Source organism: Nocardioides sp. (assembly GCF_031422975.1).
GTDB lineage: Bacteria > Actinomycetota > Actinomycetes > Propionibacteriales > Nocardioidaceae > Nocardioides.
This window is the reverse complement of record NZ_JANPEO010000285.1, coordinates 1-4,686: the sequence shown is the minus strand read 5'-3', so window position 1 is coordinate 4,686 and position 4,686 is coordinate 1. Positions and strand designations below refer to the sequence as shown.

Sequence of the window (4,686 nt, the reverse complement as noted above, 5' to 3'; positions counted from 1 at the left end):
CTCCTTGGCCTGGGCCGGGGTGTACTCCGGGCAGACCATGGTCACAGGCACGTCGTAGCGGCGCTCGTTGCTCAGGTGGACGACGCCCTGCGTGACGGCAGCGGGCACCGCGATCGCGCCGGCGGCCACCCGTGCCCTGAGGTCGGGGGACATGTCGTCGGAGTCCGGTCCCTCGAAGGGCTCCCATCCCGGGAACGGCACCACACCGTCGACAGGTTCGAAGGCACCGAAGTAGGTCTCGCCGTCGGCGCTGGGCATCCCGCCGATCAGCGCCACCCGCGCGAGCTTCTCCGGTCGCGCATCGGCCGCGACCCAGGCGAGCGCGGAAGCAGCGGAGTGGCCGACCACCAGGGCCGGGCCCTCGGCCGCGTCGACGGCGGCAAGGACCGCGGCGACCTGGTCGTCGTAGGTCGCCTCGGTGTTGCCGTCGCCCTGGCCGGGCAGGTTGAGCGGCACAGGTCGGTGGCCCAGCTTCTCGATCTCGGGCACCACGTCGTCCCACGCTGATCCGTCGAGCCACATGCCGGCGATGAGCACGATGTCCATGTCAGTTCTCCCCCTCGGTTGCTGCTGCCGTTGCTTCAAGTGCGTCCAGGTCGCGTTCGGCATAGAGCCGGTGATGCCATTCCTCGTTGACCACGATGAACAGGCACTGCGTCAACGGGAACTCCTCCAGCTGCGGCCACCCCGGCGCGGTCTGTGTCACCGTCGAGTCCAGCTGTTCGGGCGTCAGTCCGTTGATGACGTCGCGGACCATGGCCCGCCGCTTGCGGCGTACGGCGATGACCTCGTCCAGCGACGGACGTGCGTCGCGGTCCCACGGGATGCCGTCCCAGCCGGGCGCCTCGTCCCAGGGCAGGTCGAGCGGGTGCCACGGCACCGGATCACCGAGCACCATCCGGCCCACCCAGGCCGCGCTCGCGAAGCCGAGGTGCCGCAGCGTCTCGATGAACGACCACTCGTCGCGGACCCGCTCGTGCAGCAGCTCGGGCGGGAGCGCTCGCGCGCGGTCCTCGGTCTCGGCCCAGAGTCGTTCGAGGATCGCCCCCCCCACCTGGAACTCCACGACGGTGGTCGGGTGCAACTTCACCCGGTCGGGCAGGCGGCGGTTGAGCTCGGCCTCGATCAGCGGGCCGATGTCGACGCCGTTGATCGTCACGTCCTGGATCTCGCCGCTGATCTCGACGTCGACCAGCTCGAGGCCGGGGAAGCGCACGTGGTGGAACGAGATGGCGCGCAGATCGGTGTGCTCGATGTGCGCTCCGCGGTCCAGGGAGGCGGTTGATCGGTTCATGTGGACCACCTTAGGAGGGGTTCCGGGCGTTCACCTTCCGGATCGTGCGAGGCGATGTCAGCATGATTTCCATGAGGTTCTCCACATGAGCGAGACCAGCCCCCACCGCGCGAGCCCTGCGGACGCTGGAGATCCTGCAGCAGCGGCCGGGCGCAGCGCGCCAGGCTGGCCCGCGCCGTCGGCGGGTGATCGGTGGGTGAGTCGGCCGCCTTCGGTAGTCCAGCGGCAGATGGTCGGCCGCCGACCTGATTTACGACCCTGCGCCACTGAACTACCCGAGGGGGCGTGGGCTGCCGCCCTGCACTTGTCCCGGACACCGCGACCGGACAGGGTGGAGGCATGAACACTCGCAGCGAAGGTGACTGGGGCCAGACCGAGCTCGACGCGGCCGAGCGGGCCGAGGCGGAGATCAACCTCGACGACCCGACTGCGGGTGATGACGAGCCGTGGAGCCCGCCGGACCGGCAGCCCCGGGGGGCCGAGCTGGCCGAGGTCGAGGACGAGTCGCTCAGCGTCCGGTTGAGGCAGGAGGAGCCCGACCTCGACGTCTTCGAGTCCGAGTCCGAGTCCAGGCTCGGTGGCGACGACCCCGACGCGATTCGGGCCGACGAGGACGTGCTCGGTGGGGATTCGTACGGCGAGGACGACTCGGTCGACCTCGATGACGAGCCCGGACCGGAGGCCGCTGCGATGCACCTCGAAAGCTAGCGCGCGATCTTCCAGGTGAAGTACGGCGACCCGAGCGGACCCATCAGGCGGATCCAGAGCAGCATCAGCGCCTCCGTGCCGCGCGCCGTCGTGATGTCGCCGACGTCGATCACGTCCTGGTGACCGAGCGAGCCGAGCAGCGACATGACCTGGGCCTTGGCGGCGTCGTCATTGCCGGAGACGAAGGTCGTGAAGTCGCCGTCGGCGATCAGGTGCGGCTCGACCATCGCGGCGGCGGTCATCGTGTTGAGCGACTTCACCACCCGCAGAGCAGGGAACTCGCGCTGGATCTGCTCGCCCAGCGAGTCGTCGTTGCCGACGAGGAGCCTCGGCACGTCGCCGGAGAGGTCGAGCGGGTTGGCGATGTCCAGCAGCACGGTGCCGTCGGCGATCTCCGCCGCCCGGATGCCGCTCACCGACGCCGCACCGTGGAGTGCGTTGACCACCAGCGCGGCGTCGCGGGCCGCTTCGGCGTACGTCGCAACGCCCACCTCACTGTTCATGGCAGCCCAGGTGCCGAAGTCCTCCGCCCCGGTGCGGGCCAGGCTCGCCGCGGGGTCACGGGTGCCGACGACGACGTCCAGGCCGAGGTGGGCCAGACCGAGGGCGACCGCCCGCCCGACCATGCCGGTGCCCAACACTGCGATCTTCATGAGGGATCCTCGATCTCCGAGTGGCGACGGTGCAGGCGTTCGCGGATCTCGTCGGCCGAGTAGGACCGCCGCTCGCGCTCCTGGCGGGTGATCGCGGCCCCCGTCGCGACGCCGCCGAGCAGTCCGGCCAGCCCGAGCAACTTCCACCACGCGAACTTCTTGGCCATGGCCGGAGCATAGGCGCATCGCAGTGATGAGGGCAGCGCCGATTCCTTCAGGGCAGACTGACCGCCATGAAGGACGCCCTGAGCCTGGATCAAGCTGTCGATCTCACCCGGACCGGCGACCTGTGGCTCTTCCGTGGGCGGACGGTGGCCGACCGCGCGATCCGGACGTTGACGAACGCACCGGTCAATCACGTGGGCATGGCAGTCGTCATCGACGACCTGCCGCCGCTGATGTGGCACGCGGAACTCTCCAAGGTGCTGACCGACGTCTGGACGGGCGGCAACCACCGCGGCGTACAGCTCCACGACCTGCGTGAGGCGGTCGATCGATGGTCGGGCACCTATCGCCAACAGGCATGGCTGCGGCAGCTCACACCCGAGGTCGCCCGACCGCAGGAGGACGCGCTGCTGACCGCGATCGCGCGGCTGGACGGGGTCTCCTTCCCGAGTGCGGCCCGGCTGCTGGCTCGCTGGTTCCGCGCACGTGATGCCTACGTCGCCCACAAGCACCGAGGTCGCAAGGTCCGCCCCGAGCAGGCGTTCTGCGCCGAGATCGTCGCCACCACCCTGCAGGACATGGGCGTGCTCGCCCTCGACCGGCGGGCGCAGTGGTTCGACCCGGGGACGTTCTGGAGCGGTGACTTCCTGCCCCTCACGAACGGCTGGCACTACGGACGCGAGGTGAAGGTCGGAGAACCGGGTGCCGGCCGCGCCCCGAGCGCCCGCGACCGGTGGCGCTGACGCGCTTTTCCACAGCTGACGAGTGGCCTGTTTCCACACAGCTTCGGCGCGGAAGCCTTCCTCCACCAACACCCACGCAGTGGAGGACCCATGACCATCCGACTCCTCGCCGAGTTCGGTGCGATGACCCGCGTCGCAGCCGACCAGCGGCACGCCCGCAACACCCTGATCAAGATCCAGCACGAGCGCCGAGATGCGGTGCTCGACCCCGACGCGCTGGGCAAGATCCTGCCCGCGCACGAGGTGGTCGCGACCTTCCGCGAGGTCAACCGCGCCACTCGCGCCGGGATCTGGGACGTCGCCCAGCGATGCGAGGACCTCAGCGACGGTGTGCGCGAGGTCCGCAACCTCTACCGCGCGGTCGACGCCGAGATCGCCGAGCGCTTCGACGCCCTGCTCGGTGGCCCTCGATGACCGCCCGGGTCGCGCACGCCGCCGACCTGGAGGCGCAGCTCGGGGCCCTCGGAGGCGAGATCGCCGGCATCCTGAGCCAGCTCCTGGCGCCGCTGCTGGCGAAGTGGGAGTGGCTCACCGGCGACGACGACCAGGTGCACCAGACCGCGCGCCGCTGGCGCGCCATGTCCGAGGCCGTGTCCCACGTCGCCCATGACGAGCGGGCTGCGAGCGCCCGGGTCGTCGATGAGTGGGAGGGCGCGGCGAAGCGGGCCTTCGACGATGCCGTGGGGGAGTTGGTTCGCGACCTCGAGGAAATCGCGGTCCGCACGGCTGAGGTGGCCGATCTGCTCGACGAAGCCGCCCTTGCGGTCCGCCATGCGGAGCAGTTGGTGCGCGACCTGATCCGCGAGCTCATCGAGTGGGCCGCGCTCTCCCTGGCGGTGAGTGCGGCCGGCGCGATCATCACCCTGGGCGCGTCCGCCGCTGCCGGCGCGGCCGCCGCTGCGGCGAAGGCGGGCATCGTCGGGGCGAGGATCGCGGCCCGGCTCAGCCAGCTCGCGTTGGAGCTGCGGCGGATCCAGTTGGCGCTGGGTGTCTACCAGTCGTGGATCTCGAGCCTGAGCTTCGCCCAGAAGCGGCTGGTGAGCACCGTCCAGGGGATCGTCGTCAAGGGCGTGACGCCGCTCGACGCCGCCTGGAAACGGCCGGCGCTCGACCTCGCGCGCAT

At 70.4% G+C, this 4,686-nt stretch carries 8 protein-coding genes; 4 read left to right on the top strand and 4 right to left on the bottom strand.

Translation table 11 applies throughout. The annotated features are described in order from the left end of the window. Both RMO85_RS08495 and RMO85_RS08490 read right to left on the bottom strand, forming a co-directional pair. Positions 1 to 546 (bottom strand): alpha/beta fold hydrolase (locus tag RMO85_RS08495; protein WP_310528292.1); only part of this gene is annotated, 546 nt, incomplete at its 3' end. Position 547: 1 nt separating this feature from the next. Then, the gene (locus RMO85_RS08490; protein WP_310528291.1) at positions 548 to 1,294 is read right to left on the bottom strand and encodes a DinB family protein; all 747 of its coding nucleotides are present in this window, start codon (positions 1,292 to 1,294) and stop codon (positions 548 to 550) included. Between the two features lie 339 nt (positions 1,295 to 1,633). On the opposite strand from RMO85_RS08490, the gene RMO85_RS08485 reads away from it, so the two are divergent. After that, positions 1,634 to 2,002, top strand: a complete 369-nt coding sequence (locus RMO85_RS08485) for a hypothetical protein (RefSeq protein ID WP_310528290.1) — start codon at positions 1,634 to 1,636, stop codon at positions 2,000 to 2,002. Here the strand turns inward: RMO85_RS08485 and RMO85_RS08480 are convergent. Continuing rightward, a complete protein-coding gene (locus RMO85_RS08480; protein WP_310528289.1) occupies positions 1,999 to 2,655 on the bottom strand; it encodes an NAD(P)-binding domain-containing protein in 657 nt (218 codons plus the stop codon). The two genes, RMO85_RS08485 and RMO85_RS08480, sit on opposite strands and share 4 nt — an antisense overlap. Then, on the bottom strand, positions 2,652 to 2,822 hold the full coding sequence (locus RMO85_RS08475; protein WP_310528288.1) for a hypothetical protein: 171 nt from the start codon (positions 2,820 to 2,822) through the stop codon (positions 2,652 to 2,654). The genes RMO85_RS08480 and RMO85_RS08475 overlap by 4 nt, the downstream gene beginning before the upstream one ends. A 66-nt stretch (positions 2,823 to 2,888) precedes the next feature. Here RMO85_RS08475 and RMO85_RS08470 point away from each other — a divergent pair, with 66 nt between their 5' ends. The 3 genes from RMO85_RS08470 to RMO85_RS08460 form a co-directional block, all read left to right on the top strand. Continuing rightward, on the top strand, positions 2,889 to 3,563 hold the full coding sequence (locus RMO85_RS08470; protein WP_310528287.1) for a hypothetical protein: 675 nt from the start codon (positions 2,889 to 2,891) through the stop codon (positions 3,561 to 3,563). Positions 3,564 to 3,653: 90 nt separating this feature from the next. Continuing rightward, complete coding sequence (locus RMO85_RS08465; RefSeq protein ID WP_310528286.1) at positions 3,654 to 3,977, top strand: hypothetical protein; 324 nt, start codon at positions 3,654 to 3,656, stop codon at positions 3,975 to 3,977. Further along, positions 3,974 to 4,686, top strand: a 713-nt coding sequence (locus RMO85_RS08460) for a hypothetical protein (protein ID WP_310528285.1), incomplete at its 3' end; no start/stop codon positions are given. The genes RMO85_RS08465 and RMO85_RS08460, both read left to right, overlap by 4 nt.